Below are 19,611 nucleotides of genomic sequence, written 5' to 3' on the forward strand. Positions count from 1 at the left end.
GAGCGAGAGGGGCACGACCACGGTGGGGGCGCCGGAGGCCGCGTCGAGGTGGCCGGCCAGCGCGTGCGGGGTGGAGAGGCGCAGGTCGACGCCGCGGAGCTGCTCGCCGGCGCGGGAGATCAGCACGAGCAGCGGGGCGCGCTCCATCGGGGCGATGCGGGCGACGCCGATCACGGTGGGGCGGCAGGTCGCGGACGTGGGGAGGTCGGTCACGTCCGGGACGCTAAGCGCGTGAGATCACGGCTCGGTGTTGTTGATGTTTCAGGCGCTTTACGCCTACGGATAGTCATGCGTTAGGCTGGATGGAGTCACCGCGCGCGCACCGGCATCGCCTCCCTAGACTGGCGGCTCGCGGACCAGGAGGTGCGGTCACATGCAGGTGGCGTGGTGGGGGCTCATCCCCTTCGTGACGATGCTGCTGTCCATCGCGGTGCTGCCCCTGCACCCCGTGACGGCGCACCACTGGGAGCGACCCAAGGTGCAGGCGGCGGTGGCGCTCGCGCTGGGGCTGCCGACGGCCCTGTGGGTGATCCTCGCCGGCGAGCACGCGCTCGTCTGGCACGCCCTGCTGGAGTACGCCCAGTTCATCACCCTGCTGCTGTCGCTGTTCGTCGTCGCGGGCGGGCTCTTCCTCGCGGGCGACATCCGGGCGACCCCGCGCAACAACACCGCCTTCCTCGCGGTCGGCGGGCTCCTGGCGAGCTTCATCGGGACCACCGGCGCCGCCATGCTCATGATCCGCCCGCTGCTCAACACCAACGCCGACCGGCGGCACAAGGTCCACACGGTCGTGTTCGCGATCTTCGTCGTCGCCAACTGCGGTGGCCTGCTCACCCCGCTCGGTGACCCGCCGCTGTTCCTCGGGATGCTGCGCGGCGTGCCGTTCACCTGGACCTTCTCGCTCCTGCCCGAGTGGGTGTTCGTCAACGCGCTGCTGCTGCTCACCTACTACGGCGTCGAGCGGCGCGCCTACCACCAGGAGCGTGCGGCGGACCTCGAAGCGGATCTCGCCCACGAGACGCCGCTCGGGCTGCACGGCAAGGCCAACGTCGGCTGGCTGGTCGTGATCGTCGCGGCGGTCGCCTTCCTGCCGTCGGTGGACGCCCACGCCATCGAGTCCGGGCACGCGACCGCCCTGCAGCTGGTCCCCTGGCGCGAGCTGGTGATGCTGGGGGCGGCGGGAGCGTCGTACGCGCTGGGCGACAAGCGGACCCGCTATGACGACAACGGCTTCACCTGGGCGCCCATCATCGAGGTCGCCGCCTTGTTCATCGGGATCTTCCTGACGATGATCCCGGCGCTGCGCTTCCTGCGGCAGGTGGCGCCCTCGCTGCCGCTGGGCGAGGTCACGTTCTTCGTCTTCACCGGCGGGCTGTCCGCGGTGCTCGACAACGCCCCCACCTACGCGACCTTCTTCGAGATGGCCTCGCAGCTGCCCGGCGAGCCCCGCGTCGCGGACGTGCCCGAGCTGTATCTGACGGCGATCTCGCTTGGGTCCGTGCTGTGCGGCGCGATCACCTACATCGGCAACGGGCCCAACTTCATGGTCAAGTCCGTGGCCGAGAGCGCCGGGGTCACCATGCCGAGCTTTGGCGGGTATGTCGTCCGCGCCCTGCGATGGCTGGTCCCCGTGCTGGCCGCGATGGTGCTGGCCTTCATCGCCGACCCGTGGTGGTGCCACCTCATGGGCTGGGCCCTGGGCGCCGGGATCGCGGTGCGCGGGTTGCTGGCGCTGCGCGTGCCGCTCACCCCGGCGGCGGACGACACCGCCACGCCGGCCCGGGGCTGAGCGCGCCCCAACGCCCACCCCCACGTGACCAAACTGCTGCCCCACCGCACCTCCACCACGCCCACCCCACCCCCACGTGACCAAACTGCTGCCCCACCGCACCTTGGACCGTGCACGGCAGCGCACGGATCGGTCGACGCCGTCAGGGGGCCTCCACCGGCGCGTAGATGGTGCGGTCCAGGCGGTGCTGGGCCGCCCAGCGCTGCTCGCCGTAGGACCAGTGCCACCACTCGAGCGGGTAGGGCGCGAGCCCGGCGCCGGTCAGCACCTGCCCGAGCAGACGCCGCAGGTCGCGCGCCACGCGCCGATGGGCCTCGTCGTCGTCGCCCACCGACTCCAGCGCCAGCAGGTGGGCCGCGTCGTCGAAGCTGTCGAAGTCCGTGCCCAGCGCCAACGCCACCCCCTCGTGAGCGAGCGTCAGGTCGACCGCCCCACCCGTGGTGTGCGGCGCCATGCGCGTGGAGGACACCGGGTCGGAGACGTAGCCGTCGAGCGGCTCGCCGGTCTGCTCGCGGTAGTAGGCGAGCAGGTCGCCCTGGAACCGGGACGTCCGCCATCCGTCGAGCACGACCAGCGAGAACCCGTCCGGCAGGGCGTCCTGGGCCTGCAGGAGCCGCTCGACCACCCCGCGACGCAGCCGCATCTCGAGCGGCGCGGTCGGCAGGTCGAGCTCGCGATAGCAGTGGCGGCGGCCCAGCTCGGGCGGCAGGACCACCAGCGGCTCCCCGCACTCACCGGCCCCGACCGCGTCCACCGCCTCCTCGGACGCGGCGGGCACCAGCGGCGGCAAGGACGGCGCGAGCGACGAGAGCACGTGCACCAGAGCAGGATCCGGGTCGGTGAGCCATGGGACTGGCGTGGGGGCCGACCGGGGGGAGGTCATGGGCGCGTCCCCCTCGACGCCTCCGGCGCCCCCTCGACCAGGGTGTCGGCGTACTCGCCGAGCAGCGCGTCCAGCGCCTCCTCGCGAGGCAGGGAGCGGCTCACGGCATACAGGATCGCGCCGAGGCCGAGCCACACCCCGAGGATGAGGTACTCCGCTGGCCAGACGAGCGAGATCCCGGTGCCCGGCCACAGGGCCATGACGATGACGAGCGCCGCCCCCAGCGCACCCACGGCCGGGATCCACGACGTCTGCAGGCGTCGGCGCGCCGCGAGGTGCGGATAACGCCGGGGCAGCGCGTACTTCGCCAGCACGACCATGATCCACACGGCGCCGAGATAGATGCCGCCGGTGTCGAGGAACCACACCACCGCCGCCTTGCCGAGCCAGCCGAGCGCCAAGGTCACCACGACGGTGAAGACCAGCGCGTTGCGCGGGGTGCCCCGGCGCGCGTCCAGCCGCGCCAGCCCGGCGGGCAGCAGCCCGGCGCGCGCCATGGCCACGACGACGCGGGAGGTCGCGATGAACAGCCCGAGGAAGCTGGTCAGCAGACCGAGGATCGCGATGGCGAACGCCCCCCACCCGAGCACCGGGAAGCCCGCGGCCTTGAACGCGTCGATCGTGCCGAGCTTCATGCCCGCGACCTCCTCCCACGGCATGACCCACGCGCTCGACAGCAGGACGAGGCAGTAGAAGGTGCCCGCCAGCAGGACCGTCCAGATGACGGCGCGCGCGATCCGTCGCGGCGGCAGGTCGGCGTCCTCGGCGAGCACCGCGACCAGTCCGAAGCCCGCCATGTAGGTCATCCCCGGCACCACGAAGCGCAGCGTGTCGGTGAGGGCGTTGTGGTCGGCGGCATACGGCGGCCAGAAGTTGCCGGGTGAGCCGGCGGCGAACCCGACCACCACCAGGGCCAGCCCGATCACCACCATCGCCGCGAACAGCATGACCTGCACCTGCGCGCCGACCTCCACGCCCCACCAGTTGAGGGCGAAGAGCAGCAGCGTCAGCGCCACCCCGGCGATCAGCACGGGCGCCGTGACCGCCTCCCCGTTGATGGAGTAGAGCGGGTGCTCCTCCATCACCGGCATGAACTTGCCGAGCAGCAGCCCGAAGGCTGTGACGTAGAAGGCGAGGCTCGACACGTAGGCACCGATCAGCATCCACCCCGTCAGGAAGCTCGCGGGCCGCCCGAGGATCGTGAACGAGTAGACGACCTCCCCACCCGCGCGCGGGAACAGCGTGGTCAGCTCCGCGTAGGCCAGCGCCACGCACGCCGCCAGCAGCGTCCCGATGGCGAGGCCGAAGATCATGCCGCCCGCGCCGTACTGCTCGAAGAACGCCGAGTTGGTGTAGATCCAGCTCGACCCGATGACCCCCGCCACCCCCAGCGCGATCAGCGGGAGGAACCCGAGGGTCTTCTTGAGCTCGGCCATGAGGGTGCCTCACCTTCGTCGGGGACAGGGACAGGTGCCGTATGGCGAGAAGCCGCCACCTCCGTCATACTCCATCGTGGCTGCCGTGGCCACCCCCATCTGCCGGGTCCTGGACACGGGCGCCGGTGCTTCCCCCTAGGCTCGACGGGTCACAGCAGATCGATCGAGGGGGAAGTCTCGTGCGTCGCACGCTCGTCATCACCACCATCGCCGCCACCGCGCTGGGTCTCAGCGCGTGCGGGGGCGCACCCAAGGACCTGTCCCAGGACAAGGCCAAGTCGTCCATGCTGGAGGCGGGGGACCTGCCCGACGGCGGCTGGGAGGCCGGCTCCGTGGACGAGACCAAGCCCAAGCAGGACGACAAGTCGGCCGAGCAGATCTTCAAGAATGCCAAGGACGTCCCGCAGGCCTGCAAGGACGCGATGAACGCCATGAGCACGATGTCGGCCGACAACCCGTCGTCCTACGCCAAGCGCAGCTTCACCAAGGGCAGCGGCACGGACAAGACCCAGGTCGAGGTGGTCGTGGAGACGCTCGGCAAGGCCAAGGACGTGCCGGCGCAGCTGACCAAGGTCGCGGACTCCTGCAAGACGATCAAGATGGGGACCGGGGCCGTGTCGATCGACCTCAAGATGAGCTCGCCGAAGCTCGAGACCAAGGACGCCAAGGGCCTGCAGATGTCGGCCGAGGCGATGGGGCAGAAGATGGCGGTCTCGATGGGCGCCGTGAACCGCGGCAACAATCTCGTGGTCGTGCAGACCCAGGGCACGGACGTCGACAAGGCCAACAAGCTCGTCGACACCGTCCTCGGCAAGCAGGCCGACAAGGTCGAGAAGGCCGCCGGCTGATCCGGGCGCCGTATGCCGAAGCCCCTCACCGCGACGAGCAGCGGTGGGGGGCTTCGGCATACGGCTCAGCGCTGGGGGCCGAGCCCGGTCAGCTTGCCGGAGATGCCGCCGGCCGCGCGCAGCGCCGCGCCCTCCTCGAAGGAGGCGGTCGGCACACGCCGGTTGGCGGTCTTGGCCTCCTCGACCATGGCGAGCAGGAGCCTGCCTGGGTCCTCGTCGGGCCACAGGTAGAGCGCCATCGCGCCGGGGATCGAGTTGACCTCGTTGACGTAGATGTCGGTGCCGTCGGTGAGGAAGTCGAGGCGGTTGATGCCGGTCAGGCCGGTGAGCTGCTGGACCTGGCGGGCGAGCTCGCGGGCCTGCGCCTCGAGCGCCGGGTCGATCTGCGCGGGCAGCTCACGCGGCGCGGAGGTCATGCCGTCGGCCCCGCCGCCCATGTACTTGCCGGCGTAGTCGTAGATCGCGCCGCCCTCCTTGCGCAGGGGCTTCTCGATCAGCGAGGTCTTGAACTGCGGGGCGGTGGTGAAGGAGATGTTGAGGTCCCACAGGTCGTCGCGGTAGGGCTCGACGACCGCGCCGGCGCGCATGTGCAGGCTGGACTTGAGCAGGGCGAGGGCCGTGTCGTAGTCCTCGACGACCTCGATGCCGATCGACGAGCCACCGAAGCGCGGCTTGACGATGTAGGGACCCTCGAAGCTCGGGCGGAAGTCCGGGGAGACGATCTCGCGGCGCAGCGCCGGGACCCCGGCGTCGGCCATCAGCGCGCCGAAGGCCAGCTTGTCCATGCCGAGCGCCGCGGCGGCCGGGGACGAGCCGGTCGCCGGGACGCCCAGCAGCTCGAAGAGCGCCTGCGTCCCGCCCGACTCACCGGCGCCGCCGTGCAGGGCGAGCAGCACCGAGCCGAGGTCGAGGGTCTTGGTGCCACGGAAGCCGGCCTTCATCTGGAAGCCGTCGTCGGCGCCGGCGCCGATCTTGAGCTCGACCCTCTGCGCCTTGGCCGGGGCGCCGTCGAGGTAGTCCCGCGCCTCGGTCTGCGCCGGCACCGCGTGCCAGCGGCCACCGCGGTCCCAGTAGAGGCACTGGACCTGGGCGCCGGCGCGCTGCAGGACGCGCTCGCACTGCAGCCCGGTGAGGATGGAGATGTCGTGCTCGGCAGACGGCCCGCCGAAGACGACGGTCACGGTCTGGGACATGGTCGTGAGACCTTTCTGCAGACGGCAGGGTGGCTACAGGCGATCGTATGCCGCTCGCCCGCCGCGCGGCGGGGGTGAGCGTCTCGCGGCGCGCCGCCCTCACCGCCGTCAGGGGTAGTTGTCGGGGAGGTCGTTCTCGAAGAGCACCACGTCGCCCGCGCGCGTCTCGGGCATGATCGCGGCGGCCGCCTCCTCGCGCGAGGCGTAGGTGCGGACCTCGCCCGGTTGGCCGGAGGCACCGGCGAGCAGGGCCCGCTTGTTGGTGAGCTGCGTGATGGCGAGCACCTGGTTGGGGGCGGCCGTCGCGTCGGCGCCGAACGCCCGGTTGCGCTCGGCCTGCTGGTCGCCCAGCTCGACCATGCCGGGGGTGATGGTGTAGATGCGCCCGCCCTCGCCCACGGCCGCCCGGGCCGAGCGCAGCGCGGAGGCGGCGCCGTCGGGGTTGGAGTTGTAGGTGTCGTCGATGACGGCCACGCCACGGTCGTCGCGCTGCAGCTCGGCGCGGTGCGCGGCGCCGGGCAGGTCGACCATCAGCGGCGCCAGGGTGGCGGGGTCGACGTCGAGGGCGCGCGCGATGCCCACGGCGATGGCCAGGTTGATCGGGTGCCCCGCGCCGGGCGCGTCGACCGTGGTGACCTGCGCACCGTCGACGGTGACCTCCCAGCGACCCTCGTCGACCGGCGCCACCACCACGTCGGCCCGCGTGCCCGGCACGGTCGAGCAGCGCACGACCCGCTTGACCCCGTCGAGGCGGTCCGCGAGCGCAGCCAGCTCGGGCACGTCGACGTTGAGCACCGAGATCGCGGCGTCCTCGGTGATCTCGGACTTGGCGCGCACGATGGTCTCGCGGTTCTTCATCCGCTCGAGGTGGGCCTCGCCGATGGTCGTGATCGCGGCGATGGTCGGGGGGAAGACGCGGCACAGCTCGCGGATCTCGCCAGGACCATAGGTGCCCATCTCGGCGACGAAGACCTCGGTGCCGGGCACGAGCCGGTCGTTGACGGTGCGGGACAGGCCCATGAGGTTGTTGAACGACGCGGGTGAGGCCACGGCGGCGTGCGAGCGCGACAGCAGCTGGTTGACGTAGAGCTTGGTCGACGTCTTGCCGTAGGACCCGGTGATCGCGACGACGGTCGGGCGCAGCCGGCGCAGCTTGTCCTGGGCCTCGACCACCCACCGCTGGGCCAGCTTCTTCTCCACCGGGCGCATGATCGCCATCGCCAGGTCCACGAGCGGCACGGCGAGCAGGGCGACCACGGCGGCGGCATACGGCCCGCCGAGCAGGCCGGCGGCGGCAGCGAGGACGAGCTGCAGCCCGACAGTCACGGCGGTGAGCCGCTTCATCCGGTCGGTCCAGCCGAACTTCGCGGAGCGGCCGCGCACCGGCAGGCCGAGCGGCCACGCGGCGATCGCGGCCAACCCGAGCAGCGTGGCCGGGTGGGCCCACAGGCCACCGGCGAGGCAGAGCGCGGCGGCGGCGAGCAGCAGCTGGTTGGCCGGCTTGACCCTGCTCCACAGCCCGGCCATCGCGGTGGCGCGGCCCGGCTCGTAGTGCTCGCGCTGCGCGACCCGCAGCCAGCGCGAGTCCTCGGCGGCGAGCGCGGCCGCGACGGCGGCCCAGGTGATGACGTCGAGGATCATGGCTGAGTCTCCTTCGGGGTGTCGAGCAGACGGTCCAGGGCGGTGCGCAGGTGCGCGCCCAGCTGGTCGTCCAGCAGGTGCGCCGAGCCCGCGACGACGTCCAGGTGGGCGGTGGGGCCGATCAGCTCGGCGGCGGAGCGGGCCATCGCGACCGTGGCGGCCGTGTCCCCCTCGCCCCACACCATCTCGACCGGTATGCCGGCCGCGCGCACCGCCTCGAGCTCGCGCGTGTAGTCCTCGTTGACCGCCTTGACCAGGACGGTCCGCATGACGCCCTGCGCGGCGTTGTAGTCGGCGGAGCCGTACTTCTTGCGGTACTTGTCGACCACCGAGTCGGGGACGATGCCGCGCCGGTGCAGGGCCTTGGCGACGCGCAGGTCGAGGGGGCCGCCCTTGCGCGCCGGGGCGCCGGACGCGTCGGGGCGCAGCAGCGGGACGCCGGTGAGCACCAGACCGCGGACGGCGTCGGGCCGCAGCCGGGCGAGGTGCACCGCCACGCGTCCGCCGAACGAGTGCCCCATCAGCACGAGCGGCGAGGCGGGGTCCAGGAGAGGCAGCAGGCTCTCGGCATACTGCTCGGTCGACCACCCGCCCTCGGGGGGAGGAGTCGCGCCGAAGCCGGCGAGGTCGACCGCGACGGCGTCGTAACCACCGAGCACCGGGGCCCAGTCGTGGCGCGTGCGGGCCCAGCCGTGCATCGCGAGGACGCGGGGGCTGCCGGAGCCGTGCTTCTCGGCCATCACCTGGCCGTCGAGGAGGGTTGTCAGCACCGCGTCAGTCTAGGGCGCCGGGCGCTCGACGCCCGGCAGGCACGACCTGCACCTTTCCCCTGGAGACGGTGGTTACCTGGGGGGTACCGCGCCCGACGGTGGCGCCATGACCCCGGACGACGATCCGGTCCTCGAGCGGGCCTGGGACCTGCGGTACGGGGACCCTACGGAGTTCGCGCGGGCGGTGGGGGCGCTCCCACGCTCCCCGGCCGCCACCCTGCTGCGCGGCCGGCTGGTTCAAGCGCGCCTCGCCTGGGGCAACGCGACTGCCTCGCGCCGCGCCACCGCGTAACAGCTGCCGTCAGGCCTGGCCCGAGCTCCGCGCCGCGTGCCCCTTGAGCTCGGCCTTGGCCAGGGCGTTCTTGTGCACCTCGTCCGGCCCGTCGGCCCAGCGCAGGGTCCGGATCCCCGCGAACATCCGGGCGAGCGGGGTGTCGGAGCTGACGCCGCCACCGCCGTGCACCTGCATCGCCTTGTCGAGGATCCACTCCACGGTGCGGGGGGTGGCGATCTTGATGGCCTGGATCTCGGTGTGCGCGCCCTTGTTGCCGACGGTGTCCATGAGCCAGGCGGTCTTGAGGGTGAGCAGGCGCAGCTGCTCGATCCGCACCCGGGACTCGGCGATCCAGTCGCGGATCACGCCCTGCTCGGCCAACGGCCGACCGAACGCCACGCGCTCCGACGCGCGCTCGCACATGAGCTCCACCGCGCGCTCCGCGAGACCGATGGAGCGCATGCAGTGGTGGATGCGGCCCGGGCCGAGGCGGGCCTGGGCGATGGCGAAGCCCGTCCCCTCGCTCCCGATGATGTTGCTCGCCGGCACGCGCACGCCGTCGAAGACCAGCTCGCCGTGCCCGCCGTGGTCGTGGTCGTCGTAGCCGAACACCGTGAGCCCGCGCTGCACCGTCAGGCCGGGGGTATCGCGCGGCACCAGCACCATCGACTGCTGGCGGTGCCGCTCGGCGCCCGGGTCGGTCTTGCCCATGACGATGAAGATCTGGCAGTCGGGGTTCATTGCCCCGGTGGTCCACCACTTGCGCCCGTCGATGACGATCTCGTCGCCCTCGCGGCGCATCGTCATCTCGATGTTGGTGGCGTCCGAGGAGGCGACGGCGGGCTCGGTCATCGCGAAGCCCGACCGGATCTCGCCCGCGAGCAGCGGCCTCAACCACCGCTCCTGCTGCTCCGGCGAGCCGAACTGCGCCAGCACCTCCATGTTGCCGGTGTCGGGGGCCGCGCAGTTCATGGCCGGCGGCGCCAGCTCGATCGCGCGACCGCTGAGCTCGGCGAGGTGGGCGTACTGCAGGTTGGTCAGGCCCGCGCCGTGCTCACCGGGGAGGAAGAGGTTCCACAGGCCGCGCGACCGCGCCTCCGCCTGCAGCCGCTGGAGCGTCGGGGAGGCGGTCCAGTGCCAGCCCAGCTCGCCGCACTCGCGGGCGAAGTCGGCCTCGGCCGGGTGGATCTCCTCGTCGAGGAAGGCCCGCGTCCGGTCGATCCAGTCCTGCGTGGCGGCGTCGATCGTGAAGTCCATCAGCTCTCCTCCTTGAGGGCGCGCAGCCCGCCCGCGACGAGCGGCTCGACGTAGCCGCCGATCTCGGCGAAGCCCGCGCCCACGGTCTGTCCCTGGGTGTGGCGGTAGTAGATGCCCTCGAGGATCACGGCGAGCTTGTAGTAGGCAAGGGCGACGTAGAACCCGAGGTCGCGCACGTCGCGTCCGCTGCGCTCGGCGTAGCGGGCCAGCAGCTCGGGCAGCGGCAGGTAGCCGGGTGCCTCGGAGACGTCGGTGATCATGGCGCCACCCGCCCCGAGCCGCGCCAGCTGCTGATAGACGGCGAGCAGCCCCACGTCGGTGAGCGGGTCGCCGAGCGTCGCCATCTCCCAGTCCAGCACCGCCCGCACCTCGTCCCTCCCGTCGACCTCGGCGCCGACGGGGGCGACGGGGCCGATGAGCAGGTTGTCGAGCCGGTAGTCGCCGTGCACGATCGCCGGCGCCTGGTCGGCGGGCACGCGACGGGTCAGCCCGGCATACAGCTCGTCGGCGCCGGCCAGGTCCCGCGAGCGCGAGCCCTCGAGCTGGGTGCCCCACCGCTTGACCTGCCGGGCGAGGAAGCCCTCCGGTCGGCCGAAGTCGCCCAGCCCGACGGCCTGCGGGTCCACGGCGTGCAGCGTCGCGAGCACGTCGACCATGCGCTCGCTGATCGCCCGGGTGCGCTCGGGACCGAGCTGCGCCAGCTCGGTGGCTCGCCGGTATGGCGTCCCCGCCACGTGCTCCATGACGTAGAAGGGGGCCCCGATCACCGTCTCGTCCTCGCAGCACGCGTGGGTCACCGGCACCGGCACATCGGTGTCCCGCAGGGCCGTGATGACCCGGTGCTCCCGGGCCATGTCGTGCGCCGTCGCGAGGACGTGCCCGAGAGGAGGCCGCCGCACGACCACGGTGGTGCCGGAGGCGTCGGTCACGGCATACGTCAGGTTGGACTTGCCACCCGCCAGCACCCGGGCCGACAGCTCACCCTCGAGCAGGCCCGGGGTCTCGCGGTCGAGGTAGGCGCGCAGGGCGCCCAGGTCCAGGCCGGGCACCTCGGCCCGGGCGGCCGCCGCTGCGTCGTCCATCAGGGCACCAGGAGGTAGACGACCTCGGCCACGCACGCGGGCTTGTCGGAGCCCTCGATCTCGACCGTCATCGCGAGGACCATCTGCAGGCCCGCCCTGGTCTGCGACGTCTCCTGCAGCTGGATGCCGACCCGGACGCGCGACCCCACGCGCACCGGCGTGAGGAAGCGGATCTTGTTGGCGCCGTAGTTCATCCCCATCGTGACGCCGCGCACCTCGTAGACCTCGGGCAGCAGCCCGGGGATCAGCGACAGGGTCAGGTAGCCGTGTGCGATCGTCCCGCCGAACGGCGTCTCGCGGGCCGCCCGCTCCGGGTCCACGTGGATCCACTGGTGGTCGCCCGTCGCCTCCGCGAACAGGTCGACCTGCTGCTGGGTCACCTCGTGCCAGTCGCTGTAGCCGAGGTGCTCGCCCGTCGCGGCGACGACCTCGTCGATCCCCTTGAACGTCCTCATGTCAGTCCTCTCCCGTTGCTCGTTCCTCGCTCGTGTCCTCGCGGGGTCGATCAGTCGCGTGGCCCGCCGGCCACGTAGATCACCTGGCCGCTCACGAACCCCGACTCCTCGGCGCACAGCCACGACGCCGTCGCAGCGATGTCCTCGGGCTGGCCGACGCGGGCCACGGGGATCTCCTTGGCGGCGCCCTCGAGGAACTGCTCGAAGGTGATGCCCATGCGCTCGGCCGTGGCCTTGGTCATGTCGGTGGCGATGAAGCCGGGGGCGATCGCGTTGGCGGTCACGCCGAACTTGCCGAGCTCGAGCGCCAGCGTCTTGGTGAAGCCCTGCATGCCGGCCTTGGCGGCGGCGTAGTTGGCCTGGCCGCGGTTGCCGAGCGCGGAGGTGGACGACAGGTTGACGATGCGGCCGTACCTCGCCTCGGTCATGTAGCGCTGCGCCGCGCGCGTCATCAGGAAGGAGCCCCGCAGGTGCACCCCCATCACGGCGTCCCAGTCGCCGACGCTCATCTTGAAGAGCATGTTGTCGCGGATGATCCCGGCGTTGTTGACCAGCACGGTCGGGGCGCCGAGCTCGGTGGCGACGCGCTCCACGGCGGCGGTGACGGCGGCCTCGTCGGACACGTCGACCGCCACGGCGAGCGCGCGCCCGCCGGCACCGGTGATCTCGTCGACGACGCTCTGGCACGCGGCCTCGTCGAGGTCGAGCACCGCGACGGCCATGCCGTCCGTGGCGAGTCGGCGGGCCACGGCGGCGCCGATGCCGCGGGCGGCACCGGTCACGATGGCGGTGCGCTGGGTCTGGTCGGTCATGTCTGCTCCTCGTGGGGTGGTCGTGCGTCGTGCCGTATGTCGGGCCGTGCGGGTGCGGCGCTCGCGGGGCGGGGGGCCCGCGGTCACCGCCAGTCTCAGGGGGTCAGGACGACCCGTCCAGTGGTGTCGCCCGCGCCGAGGCGGGACAGGGCGTCGGGCAGGTCCTCCAGCGGGACGCGTTCGCTGACGAGCGGCGCGATGGCGCCGGTGGCGAGCAGCCGGGCCAGCTCCTGGTGGCAGGCGAGCAGCGAGCGGGGGTCCTTGGTGGCGTAGAGGCCCCAGTGCAGCCCGAGGATCGAGTAGTTCTTGACCAGGGCGTGGTTGAGCGCGGGGGCGGGGATGTCGCCGGACGCGAACCCGACCACGACGATGCGTCCCTCGAAGGCGATGCACTTGGTCGACTGCTGGTAGGCCGCACCGCCCACCGGGTCGTAGACGACGCCCGCGCCGTGCCCCTCGGTGATCTCCTTGACGCGGGCCACGACGTCCTCGCTGCGGCGCTCGATGACGGCGTCGCAGCCGAGGCGGCGCGCCACCTCGGCCTTGTCGGGCCCACCCACGACGCCGATGACCCGGGCGCCGGCGGCCTTGCCCAGCTGCACGGCGGCGCTGCCGACCCCACCCGCGGCGGCGTGGACGAGCAGCCACTCGCCCTCCTGCAGGTGGGCGCGACGGTGCAGGCCGAACCACCCGGTCTGGTAGGCGATGGTCAGCGACGCCGCGGCCTCGTCCGGGATGCCGTCGGGCACGGGCATGGTGGCGGTGGCGTCGAGCAGCGCCTCCTCGGCGAAACCGCCGTGCGGGACGGCCGCCATGCCGGCGACGCGTTGTCCTGGCTGGACGTGCTGCACGCCAGCCCCGACGGCGATGACGTCGCCGCAGACCTCGACGCCGGGGACGAACGGCAGCGGCGGCTTGACCTGGTAGAGCCCCTTGATCATGAGCACGTCGGGGAAGTTCGCGGCGGTCGCCCGCACGCGGACGTGCACCTGCCCGGGGCCGGGCTCGGGCGACGGCCGCTCGGCGAGCTCGAGCACGTCACGGGGCTCGCCGAGGGCGGCGACGGTCCAGGCCTTCATCGGGTCTCCTCGCTGGTTCGGGGCGGCGCGTCGTAGCGGCCTTGCAGGCGCTGCATCCCGCGCAGCCACGCGTCGGTGTCGGTGGCCCGGGCGATGGCATACTGCCGGACCTGGGGGTGGGGCAGGACCTGGTGGCGACCCTGCTCGATCGCCTCGAGGAGCGCCGCGGCGACCTCGGCCGGGGTGAGCAGGCCGTCCGCGGCGAGCAGGCCCTGCACCGCGCCCGCGTCGCGATAGATGGCGGTGTCCACGCCCTGGGGGCACAGGCAGTGCACGTCGATCCCGCGGTGGCCGTATGTCGCCGCCAGCCACTCGGCGAAGGCCACCGCAGCGTGCTTGGTGACGGAGTAGGGGGCCGCACCGATCATCGTGAGCAGCCCGGCTGCGGACGCGGTGACCACGAACCGGCCGCCCCCGCTCTCGAGCCAGGCCGGCACGAGCAGCCGGGCGGCGCGCACGTGCGCCATGACGTTGACGTCGTGCGCGAGCTGCCAGGTCTCGTCGGGCGTCTCGAGGCCGAGCCCGCCCTGGATGCCGGCGTTGCCGACCCAGACGTCGATGCCGCCGAGGTGCGCGGTCGTCAGCTCGATGACCGCCTCGATGCCGTCGTTGGTCGAGACGTCGGAGGGGACGGCATATGCGCCGAGGTCGGTGGCGGTGGCGAGCAGCCGCTCGGCGTCGAGGTCGGTGACCACGACCCTCGCACCCGCGGCCACGCAGGCCTCGGCGATGGCGCGGCCGATGCCTCCGGCCGCGCCGGTCACCACGACTCCCTTGTCGCGCAGCGCCTCCATCGCCTCGCTCAGCCCCCGATCGCGGAGCCGTCGATCAGCGTCGCGCCGCCGTCGAGGACCATCGTGTGGCCGGTGGTCCAGGCCGCGTCGTCGGACAGGAGGTAGGCGACCGCGCCGGCGATGTCCCCGGGCTCGCCGAGCCGCTTCATCGCGTAGCCGCGGGACGCCTTGTCCTCGCGCCCCTCGTAGAGCGCCTTGGCGAAGTCGGTCTTGACCACGGCGGGCGCGACCGCGTTGACCCGGATGCCAGGACCAAGCTCGACGGCGAGCTCCTCGGTGAGGTGCAGCAGCGCCGCCTTGCTGGCGCCGTACAACGCGATCCCGGGCGCGGCGCGCAGCCCCGCGACGGAGCCCACGTTGACGACGGCGCCGCCGTGCTCGCCCATCCAGGCGGCGTGGGCCTTCTGCACCCAGGAGAGCGCCGCGACGACGTTGGTGTCGAGGATCTTGCGGGCGACGTCGAGGTCGATGTGCATGAGCGGGCCGTAGGCCGGGTTGATGCCGGTGTTGTTGACCAGCAGGTCCAGGGAGCCGAACCGCTCGATCGCCGTGCGGATCGCCTCGTCCTGGTGCGCGGGGTCACCCGCGTTGCCCGCGACCGCCACGCACCGCCCCTCCCCGCCCATCGACGCGGCGGCCTCGGCGAGCGCCTCCGGCTTGCGCGCCGTGATCACGACACGGGCACCCTCGGCCACGAGCCGCTGCGCAACAGCCAGCCCGATCCCCCGGGACGCCCCCGTGACGATCCCGACCTTGCCATCAAACCTGTTCACTACCTGACTCCTTCGTCATGTGCTGCGTAGCAGAGGGTGGGCGCTGGGCCAAGGCGCGCCCGGGAGAGGGAGGGCACGAAGAGCCTGGGCGTACCGGCCGCGGTCGTGGCGGGTCTGGCGGGAGCCGCGAGGGACGAGCGGCGGATGGTAGGCCGCGGCCGGTACACCCAGACGACGCCGCGCAGGCGTCATACGGACAAGCCCTAGAGGCCCAGGTCGCGCCCGATGAGCTCCTTCATGATCTCGTTGCTGCCCGCCCAGATCTTGTGGACGCGGGCGTCGCGCCAGGCGCGGGCGACGCGATACTCGTTCATGTAGCCGTAGCCTCCGTGGAGCTGGACGCACTCGTCGAGGACGGCGCACTGCACCTCGCTCGCCCACCACTTGGCCTTGGCCGCGTCCACGGCGGTGAGGGTGCCCTCGGAGTGCGCGATCACGCACTGGTCGATGAAGGCCTGGGTGACCTCGCACTTGGTGACCATCTCGGCGATCTTGAACTTGTTGTGCTGGAAGGTGCCGATGGGCTGGCCGAAGGCCTTGCGGTCCTTGGTGTACTGGATCGTCTCAGCGAGGATCTGGCGGGCGTTGGCGAGGTTGCCGACGGCGGCACCGAGGCGCTCCTGCGGCAGGTGCTTCATCATCTCGATGAAGCCCATCCCCTCGGGCCCGAGGAGGTGGTCGTTGCTGACGCGGACGTTCTCGAAGAACAGCTCGGAGGTGTCGGACTCCTCCTGGCCGACCTTGTCGAGCTTGTTGCCCTTGGTGAAGCCCTCCATGCCGGCCTCGAGGACGAACAACGAGATGCCCTTGGCGCCCTTGGTGGGGTCGGTGCGGACGGCGACGACGGCGAGGTCGCACTGGTGGCCGTTGGTGATGAAGGTCTTGGAGCCGTTGATGACCCAGTCGTCGCCGTCGCGGACGGCGGTGGACTTCAGCGCTGCCAGGTCGGAGCCGCCGGAGGGCTCGGTCATCCCGATGGCCATGATCTTCTTGCCGGCGGCGACGTCGGGCAGCCACCGCTGCTTCTGCTCCTCGGTGCCGAGGTGCACGAGATAGGGGGCGGTGATGTCGGCGTGGATGCCGAAGCACGAGCCGGCGGCGTTGGTGAACCTGCCGATCTCCTCGGCGAAGACGGCGTTGAAGCGGTAGTCGTCGATGCCGGCGCCGCCATACTCCTCCGGGATGCTGAGGCCGAAGAAGCCCTGGGCCCCGGCCTCCTCCCAGATGTCTCGGGCGATGACGTGGTCCCGGATCATCTCCTCCGCCCGGGGCGCGAGGGTCCGGTCCACGAACTCCTTGACGGACTGTCGGAAGGCCTCGTGGTCCTCGTCGTAGATGGTGCGCTGCATCGCGTCTCCTCGGCTGGCGGATCGTGTGGGACGGGCTGACTAAGCGCTTGCTTAGTTCATGGTCTCGCTAGAGAATCACCCATGACCCAGGCCCGGGTCAAGAGGTGAGAGGGGTGATCCTTATGCCGCCCGGCCCGACCCGCGACGCGCGCCACCGCATCAAGGCCGCGGCGCTGCACTCCTTCGCCGCCAAGGGCTTCCACGCGACGACGACCCGCGACATCGCCGCGGCCGCCGGGATGAGCCCGGCCGCCGTCTATGTCCATCACGCCAGCAAGGAGTCGCTGCTGCACGCCCTCTCGCTGGAGGGGCACGCCGAGGTGCTGCGGCTGGCGCAGGAGGCCGTGGCGACAGGCGAGACCCCCACCGAGCAGCTGCGGGCGCTCGTGCACGCCTGGGTCCTGACGCACGCCGAGCGGCACACGGTCTCACGGATCGTCAACTACGAGCTGGACGCGCTGACGCCGGAGCACCTGGCCGAGGTCGGGGACCTCCGCCGCCAGATCACCGACGTCTTCCGGGCCGTGGTGGAGGCCGGGGTGGCGTCCGGGGAGTTCGAGACCGACCAGCCCCGGATGACGGTGACCGCCCTCATCTCGCTGGGCGTTGACGTGGCCCGCTGGTGGAGTGACGACGGGTCGTGGACGGCGCAGGCCGTGGCCGACCACTTCACCACGCTGGCCCTGCGCCTCGCCGGGGCCTCCAGGCGGCCTCCCCCCTGAGCGGACGCGAGACGGGTCGCCCTGGCCTCGAGGACGCTGCCGGCCTGCGGATCATCCGCCTGGGGGACGAGGGCCGGTCGATGCCCTCGCCGGGGGCGGGTCGTCAGGCGACGGCGTGCTCGTGCTCGTCGTCCGGGTCGACCGTGTCCTTGACCTTCCCCGTCTCGGCGGTGGCGGGATTGGCGGCGACGAAGGCGTTGGCCCACCGCGACCGCGGGTCGGAGTCGATCAGCACCGCCTTGATCAGCAGCGTCATCGGCAGCGCCAGGATCGCGCCCATCGGCCCCATCACCGACGCCCAGAAGAGCAGCGACAGGAAGGACAGCGTCGGGGTGACGCCCACCGCGTCGCCGGCGAACTTCGGCTGGATGATGGACTGCACCGCGAAGTTGAGCACGCAGTACGCGACGACGACCCACAGCGCCGTCATCGGGCCCTTGGCCAGCAGCGCCATCAGCGCCGGCGGGATCAGGCCGATCACGAAGCCGATGTTGGGGATGTAGTTGGTGAGGAAGCTCAGCACCGCCCAGACCGCCGCCAGCGGGACCCCGAGCATGAGCAGGGCGACCCAGTCGAGCACCGCCACGATCAGCCCGAAGACCGACGACACGATCCAGTAGCGCCGCACCCCACCGCCGAAGGCGTCGAGCGCCTCCACGATGCGCGGGTGGTGTCGACGCCCGATGTCCATCCGCTGGCCCCACCCCGTCGCGTCCATCATCAGGAAGAACAGGACGGTCAAGATGACGGCGAGGAGCCCCGTGAAGCTCTGCAGGCCGGTCAGCACCGTGGTGGCGTAGCCCATGATGCTCTGCGGGTTGATGCCCTTGAGCTGCTCGAGCAGCTTGGACTCGCTGAGCCCGAACTTGCTGAGCTGGTCCAGCGACTGGGCGTAGAGCTGGTCGAACTTGTCGCCGTACTTGGGGATCTCGCTCACCAGCGAGGCGATCGACCACCCGAGGGCGGAGAAGAAGGCGATGATCACGCCGAACACCACCAGCCCGGACAGGATCGAGCCGATCCACTCGGGCAGGCCCTTGCGGGTCAGCCAGCCCTTGAGCGGGTAGGCCGCGATCATCAGGTTGATCGCGAAGAAGACGGGCGCGATCAGGTCCTTGTTGGCCTGCATCCCCTGGATCCCGATCCAGGCGGCCGCCAGGCCGAGCAGGATGACCAGCATGCGGGGCAGACCACCCGGGTGGGCCCACTCTCGCTCGCGCTGGTCAGCCACGGCGGCCCCGCGCTGCAGGCTCCCCGCGTGGGCCTCGTCCCGGGCCTGGCGCTTGTCGACCTTGGTCGAGCCCTCCTTGGCGGGACTCGGTGCGTGGTCGGCGTCATCCGCGTGGTCCATCGGTCGTTCGTCCATCGTGGTCCTGTGGCCTCTCGGTCGGTGTCATGCAGGTCGGTCCGGGGCCGGACCCCCACGGTTCGTCACCTAGCGTGCACCATCGAGGCCGTATGGCTGCGTCGCGCCACCGTCTCGATCCCACTCCGTGACCCGGCCCGGCCCGCCGTCAGGTCGACGCCGGTGACGCCAGCCGCCGCAGGAGCAGGTGCTGCGCCTCCATCGTCACCGTCCCGGCCGCGACCATGCCGACCACGTTGACCCCGAGCTGGGTGAGCGACCCCAGCACCTCGGCCGGCTGCCAGACCGCCAGCGCCAGGGCGAGGTTGCCGGCCGCGGGGACCGTCGTGACGGAGATGAACACGCCGACCAGGGTGCTCGACTTCTCGGCCGTCATGGCCAGCACCCCCGCCGCGCCCGCGAGCGCCGCCACCACCACGCTCCACAGGTCGGGGCGCCAGATGAAACCGGTGGCCGGGCGCGGGCGCGTCACCATCTCGGGGTCGAGGACGCCTGTGGCCCGGGCGACCAGGGCCAGCACCGTGACGGCGGCCACGGCAGCGACATACCCGCGGACCAGCAGCCAGAGGGCACGCAGGCTCAGGCCCGGCGACCGGAGCGCGAGGCCGGCACACATGGCCCCCACCGGCCCGAAGTCGGGTCCCACGACCATGGCTCCCACCACCAGGATCGGGGAGTCGGTGATCACGGCCACGGCCGCCAGGGCGGTGGCGATCCCGAGGAAGGCGAAGTAGGCCCCAGAGGCTTCCGTCGCAGCCTCCGCGTCCCGCCGCACCACCTGCCAGATGACCCCGTCGTCGCCGGCCCCGGCCGCGCGGCGGTCGACCCGGTCGGCCTCGTCGAAGACGGTGCCCTCGACGGCGGTCAGCGAGATCCCGCCTCGGTGCGGCAGGCCGGTGCGGTCCAGCCGGTCGAGGACCGACTCGGCGGCCTCCCGCGCGACGTCCGCGCCGACCAGGTCGCCACGAGGCTGCAGGGCCGCGTCGCGCTCGAGGGTGACGTTGGTGATCCGGTCGTCGTCGAGCAGCAGCGCGACGACGTCGTCGGTCAGGTCGGCGGGCACGACGAGGCGCAGGTGCACGAGCATT

General features: G+C 72.0%; 19 protein-coding genes. 4 read left to right on the plus strand and 15 right to left on the minus strand.

The genetic code is table 11. From position 1 onward, the window contains the following. Positions 1-373: 373 nt before the first annotated feature. Positions 374-1,789: a sodium:proton antiporter gene (locus tag ACF3NS_RS02240; protein WP_154592022.1), complete on the plus strand. Its 1,416-nt coding sequence runs from the start codon at positions 374-376 to the stop codon at positions 1,787-1,789. A 142-nt stretch (positions 1,790-1,931) separates the two neighbouring features. Here the strand turns inward: ACF3NS_RS02240 and ACF3NS_RS02245 are convergent, their stop codons facing one another. Together ACF3NS_RS02245 and ACF3NS_RS02250 are read right to left on the minus strand one after the other, a co-directional pair. After that, positions 1,932-2,609, minus strand: a complete 678-nt coding sequence (locus tag ACF3NS_RS02245; protein ID WP_392467538.1) for a M15 family metallopeptidase — start codon at positions 2,607-2,609, stop codon at positions 1,932-1,934. Positions 2,610-2,668: 59 nt separating this feature from the next. Continuing rightward, entirely contained in the window at positions 2,669-4,108 is a 1,440-nt protein-coding gene (locus ACF3NS_RS02250; protein ID WP_392467539.1) for an APC family permease, read from the minus strand. A gap of 179 nt (positions 4,109-4,287) precedes the next feature. Here ACF3NS_RS02250 and ACF3NS_RS02255 point away from each other — a divergent pair, with 179 nt between their 5' ends. Next, positions 4,288-4,956 (plus strand): hypothetical protein, encoded by a 669-nt coding sequence (locus ACF3NS_RS02255; protein WP_154592019.1) that lies wholly within the window; start codon positions 4,288-4,290, stop codon positions 4,954-4,956. Between the two features lie 65 nt (positions 4,957-5,021). Here the strand turns inward: ACF3NS_RS02255 and ACF3NS_RS02260 are convergent, their stop codons facing one another. The 3 genes from ACF3NS_RS02260 to ACF3NS_RS02270 all read right to left on the minus strand — a co-directional run bounded on the left by ACF3NS_RS02260 (position 5,022) and on the right by ACF3NS_RS02270 (position 8,560). Further along, complete coding sequence (locus ACF3NS_RS02260) at positions 5,022-6,149, minus strand: hypothetical protein (protein ID WP_286959826.1); 1,128 nt, start codon at positions 6,147-6,149, stop codon at positions 5,022-5,024. 108 nt (positions 6,150-6,257) lie between these two features. After that, on the minus strand, positions 6,258-7,790 hold the full coding sequence (locus ACF3NS_RS02265) for a Mur ligase family protein (protein WP_392467541.1): 1,533 nt from the start codon (positions 7,788-7,790) through the stop codon (positions 6,258-6,260). Continuing rightward, positions 7,787-8,560: an alpha/beta fold hydrolase gene (locus ACF3NS_RS02270; protein ID WP_392467542.1), complete on the minus strand. Its 774-nt coding sequence runs from the start codon at positions 8,558-8,560 to the stop codon at positions 7,787-7,789. The genes ACF3NS_RS02265 and ACF3NS_RS02270 overlap by 4 nt, the downstream gene beginning before the upstream one ends. Before the next feature lie 106 nt (positions 8,561-8,666). Here ACF3NS_RS02270 and ACF3NS_RS02275 point away from each other — a divergent pair, with 106 nt between their 5' ends. After that, positions 8,667-8,852 carry a hypothetical protein gene (locus tag ACF3NS_RS02275; RefSeq protein ID WP_392467544.1) on the plus strand — a complete coding sequence of 62 codons (186 nt, stop codon included), beginning with the start codon at positions 8,667-8,669 and terminating at the stop codon, positions 8,850-8,852. A gap of 9 nt (positions 8,853-8,861) precedes the next feature. Here ACF3NS_RS02275 and ACF3NS_RS02280 read toward each other — a convergent pair whose 3' ends face one another. The 8 genes from ACF3NS_RS02280 to ACF3NS_RS02315 all read right to left on the minus strand — a co-directional run bounded on the left by ACF3NS_RS02280 (position 8,862) and on the right by ACF3NS_RS02315 (position 16,435). Continuing rightward, positions 8,862-10,091, minus strand: coding sequence for an acyl-CoA dehydrogenase family protein (locus ACF3NS_RS02280; RefSeq protein ID WP_392467546.1), 1,230 nt, complete (start codon positions 10,089-10,091; stop codon positions 8,862-8,864). Further along, positions 10,091-11,173: a phosphotransferase family protein gene (locus tag ACF3NS_RS02285; protein ID WP_392467548.1), complete on the minus strand. Its 1,083-nt coding sequence runs from the start codon at positions 11,171-11,173 to the stop codon at positions 10,091-10,093. The genes ACF3NS_RS02280 and ACF3NS_RS02285 overlap by 1 nt, the downstream gene beginning before the upstream one ends. Continuing rightward, the gene (locus ACF3NS_RS02290; protein ID WP_392467550.1) at positions 11,173-11,628 is read right to left on the minus strand and encodes a MaoC family dehydratase; all 456 of its coding nucleotides are present in this window, start codon (positions 11,626-11,628) and stop codon (positions 11,173-11,175) included. The genes ACF3NS_RS02285 and ACF3NS_RS02290 overlap by 1 nt, the downstream gene beginning before the upstream one ends. A 50-nt stretch (positions 11,629-11,678) precedes the next feature. Continuing rightward, positions 11,679-12,440, minus strand: coding sequence for a 3-oxoacyl-ACP reductase FabG (gene fabG, locus ACF3NS_RS02295; protein WP_392467551.1), 762 nt, complete (start codon positions 12,438-12,440; stop codon positions 11,679-11,681). Between the two features lie 95 nt (positions 12,441-12,535). Next, complete coding sequence (locus ACF3NS_RS02300; protein ID WP_392467552.1) at positions 12,536-13,519, minus strand: NADPH:quinone oxidoreductase family protein; 984 nt, start codon at positions 13,517-13,519, stop codon at positions 12,536-12,538. Next, a complete protein-coding gene (locus ACF3NS_RS02305; RefSeq protein ID WP_392467553.1) occupies positions 13,516-14,313 on the minus strand; it encodes an SDR family NAD(P)-dependent oxidoreductase in 798 nt (265 codons plus the stop codon). Before ACF3NS_RS02305 ends, ACF3NS_RS02300 begins: the two co-directional genes overlap by 4 nt. Before the next feature lie 8 nt (positions 14,314-14,321). Continuing rightward, positions 14,322-15,086 (minus strand): SDR family oxidoreductase, encoded by a 765-nt coding sequence (locus tag ACF3NS_RS02310; protein WP_392467555.1) that lies wholly within the window; start codon positions 15,084-15,086, stop codon positions 14,322-14,324. A gap of 203 nt (positions 15,087-15,289) precedes the next feature. Next, positions 15,290-16,435, minus strand: a complete 1,146-nt coding sequence (locus ACF3NS_RS02315; RefSeq protein ID WP_154592008.1) for an acyl-CoA dehydrogenase family protein — start codon at positions 16,433-16,435, stop codon at positions 15,290-15,292. A gap of 122 nt (positions 16,436-16,557) precedes the next feature. Between ACF3NS_RS02315 and ACF3NS_RS02320 the strand changes: the two genes are divergently transcribed. Beyond that, positions 16,558-17,157: a TetR/AcrR family transcriptional regulator gene (locus ACF3NS_RS02320; RefSeq protein WP_392467557.1), complete on the plus strand. Its 600-nt coding sequence runs from the start codon at positions 16,558-16,560 to the stop codon at positions 17,155-17,157. 103 nt (positions 17,158-17,260) lie between these two features. Here ACF3NS_RS02320 and ACF3NS_RS02325 read toward each other — a convergent pair whose 3' ends face one another. Next, the gene (locus ACF3NS_RS02325; protein WP_392467558.1) at positions 17,261-18,508 is read right to left on the minus strand and encodes an AI-2E family transporter; all 1,248 of its coding nucleotides are present in this window, start codon (positions 18,506-18,508) and stop codon (positions 17,261-17,263) included. A 163-nt stretch (positions 18,509-18,671) separates the two neighbouring features. After that, on the minus strand, positions 18,672-19,610 hold the full coding sequence (locus ACF3NS_RS02330) for a DUF389 domain-containing protein (RefSeq protein ID WP_392467560.1): 939 nt from the start codon (positions 19,608-19,610) through the stop codon (positions 18,672-18,674). Position 19,611 lies beyond the last annotated feature (1 nt).

This window comes from Arsenicicoccus cauae, assembly GCF_043162025.1.
Classification (GTDB): Bacteria; Actinomycetota; Actinomycetes; order Actinomycetales; family Dermatophilaceae; genus Arsenicicoccus; species Arsenicicoccus cauae.

Bases quoted from the DNA above. Each gene is read 5' to 3' on its own strand.
- ACF3NS_RS02290 (WP_392467550.1), bottom strand. From the start codon at position 11,628: ATGAGGACGTTCAAGGGGATCGACGAGGTCGTCGCCGCGACGGGCGAG.
- ACF3NS_RS02305 (WP_392467553.1), bottom strand. From the start codon at position 14,313: ATGGAGGCGCTGCGCGACAAGGGAGTCGTGGTGACCGGCGCGGCCGGA.
- ACF3NS_RS02240 (WP_154592022.1), top strand. From the start codon at position 374: ATGCAGGTGGCGTGGTGGGGGCTCATCCCCTTCGTGACGATGCTGCTG.
- ACF3NS_RS02315 (WP_154592008.1), bottom strand. From the start codon at position 16,435: ATGCAGCGCACCATCTACGACGAGGACCACGAGGCCTTCCGACAGTCC.
- ACF3NS_RS02265 (WP_392467541.1), bottom strand. From the start codon at position 7,790: ATGATCCTCGACGTCATCACCTGGGCCGCCGTCGCGGCCGCGCTCGCC.
- ACF3NS_RS02320 (WP_392467557.1), top strand. From the start codon at position 16,558: ATGCCGCCCGGCCCGACCCGCGACGCGCGCCACCGCATCAAGGCCGCG.
- ACF3NS_RS02325 (WP_392467558.1), bottom strand. From the start codon at position 18,508: ATGGACCACGCGGATGACGCCGACCACGCACCGAGTCCCGCCAAGGAG.
- ACF3NS_RS02330 (WP_392467560.1), bottom strand. From the start codon at position 19,610: ATGCTCGTGCACCTGCGCCTCGTCGTGCCCGCCGACCTGACCGACGAC.
- fabG (WP_392467551.1), bottom strand. From the start codon at position 12,440: ATGACCGACCAGACCCAGCGCACCGCCATCGTGACCGGTGCCGCCCGC.
- ACF3NS_RS02285 (WP_392467548.1), bottom strand. From the start codon at position 11,173: ATGGACGACGCAGCGGCGGCCGCCCGGGCCGAGGTGCCCGGCCTGGAC.
- ACF3NS_RS02275 (WP_392467544.1), top strand. From the start codon at position 8,667: ATGACCCCGGACGACGATCCGGTCCTCGAGCGGGCCTGGGACCTGCGG.
- ACF3NS_RS02260 (WP_286959826.1), bottom strand. From the start codon at position 6,149: ATGTCCCAGACCGTGACCGTCGTCTTCGGCGGGCCGTCTGCCGAGCAC.
- ACF3NS_RS02250 (WP_392467539.1), bottom strand. From the start codon at position 4,108: ATGGCCGAGCTCAAGAAGACCCTCGGGTTCCTCCCGCTGATCGCGCTG.
- ACF3NS_RS02300 (WP_392467552.1), bottom strand. From the start codon at position 13,519: ATGAAGGCCTGGACCGTCGCCGCCCTCGGCGAGCCCCGTGACGTGCTC.
- ACF3NS_RS02280 (WP_392467546.1), bottom strand. From the start codon at position 10,091: ATGGACTTCACGATCGACGCCGCCACGCAGGACTGGATCGACCGGACG.